A 1,599-nucleotide genomic window follows, 5' to 3' on the forward strand; every position below is an offset into this window, starting at 1 on the left:
CTTTAACTTTAACTTTAACTTTAACTTTAACTTCCTGCCGGTTAATGATCAGGACGATAGTGTCTTTTCAGATTCTCGTCTCGCCATTACCATCCTGTATAAGGATTGTGGCATTTTGACGTATTTTCTGTTTTATCGGCTGTGATTGAGCTGTTAAGGTTTTTCTTTATTTTCAGAATATTCTGCGGTACGGCGGTTTTTAGGTAACGATGACATTTTTCGGATCTGGCAATCCAGGGGGATATGTCAGATGAAGCGGTTTTCAGACTATACAGATAGTCAATCAGCCTGTCAGTGGCTGATATGCTGCCTTGTTCTGCAGCATCGGTGAGAAATCTGATAATTGTTTCCTGGGCATTCGGAATATCTTTTACCGATGTTATATATATGTCTGCCAGAATTTCGTTTGAGAGGGAATCTTTAAGCTTGACTCCTTTTAAGGCAAATTTTTCTGCCTTATCAACAGACTGCAGCAGGTGGTAATAAAAATGAGCCAGAATACCGTAGGATTCAGGAGTTTTCAGAACAGCAGCCTTAAGAAGCAGTTTTTCGGCTTCCTTTATCTGAGACGGTTCTGGATTTTCAGTGTTAAGCAGGGCTTTGGCTGTTTTTATCAGTGATTTAGGCTGATTCAGTTCGGCTCCTTTGCGGTACATTCTGTAGGCAGTTATGACATCATGGTCCTGATGAAGTCTGCAGTCTCCGAGAGCGGCATATATGTCTTCCTGTTCATAATTCATGTTTGCTGCTTTTTTGAAGAAGAAACATGCAGTATCCATATTGAAAAAGTCTGATTCTGTTCTGCTGTATATGCTGCCAAGTCGGTATGAAGCTTCGGGTGAACCGTTATCTGCCGCTCTTCTGTAATAATTTACGGCTGAAGTCATGTCCCTTGGAACATATATGCCTTCAGCATAAAGTCCTGCCAGAAAGTTGAGAGCCTGCAGATTGTTAAGAGCTGCAGCTTTCTGAATATACTTAAATCCTTCTGTTCTGTCTGCATTATCAGTTTTTTCATAAAAATGCATCAGACCGATATTAAGGTATGCGTTGGTATTCCCTCTTTCTGCTGAAAGAAGGTAGTAGTGCATTGCTTTTTCATTGTCTTTTAATTTATCCGAGTGTTCGTAGACTGAACCAATCAGATAGTCGGTAATTCCGTTCTCGTCGTCATGAAGTTTTTTTAAAAGACGTATTTTTTCTGCATCACTGTCATTTGCGAAGTGGTGATACGGATTTCTTCTCCAGTATGATTCTTCGTTGTCATCAGCTGGCAGAATGGTCTTATGTTCACTGATTTCTGGTTTTTCCAGATGAAAACGGTAATTTGGAGATTCTCTGTCGTATAGCTTAAGCTGATGTTCCGGGGAGATTTGAACTGCGAAGTATTTGGTTGCAGCTTCTGTGAACAGATATTTTTTCTGTTTAACCGTAATCAGAGCTATATCTGTATCTGTCAAAGGTGATCTGGTTGTGTCATAACCTTTGATTGTAATGCTTTCAATGTAACTGTTATGAAACGACCTTTGTCAAGCAGAAATTTAGGCAAGACATTTTCCTCAGTGTAAGCACGGCATTGGCCACTCTGTTATACGTGGA

At 40.1% G+C, this 1,599-nt stretch carries 1 protein-coding gene; it reads right to left on the reverse strand.

The genetic code is table 11. From position 1 onward, the window contains the following. Positions 1-86: 86 nt before the first annotated feature. Entirely contained in the window at positions 87-1,460 is a 1,374-nt protein-coding gene (locus T489_RS0112260; RefSeq protein WP_031580303.1) for a tetratricopeptide repeat protein, read from the reverse strand. Positions 1,461-1,599 lie beyond the last annotated feature (139 nt).

The organism is Ruminobacter sp. RM87, from assembly GCF_000701925.1.
GTDB lineage: Bacteria > Pseudomonadota > Gammaproteobacteria > Enterobacterales > Succinivibrionaceae > Ruminobacter > Ruminobacter amylophilus.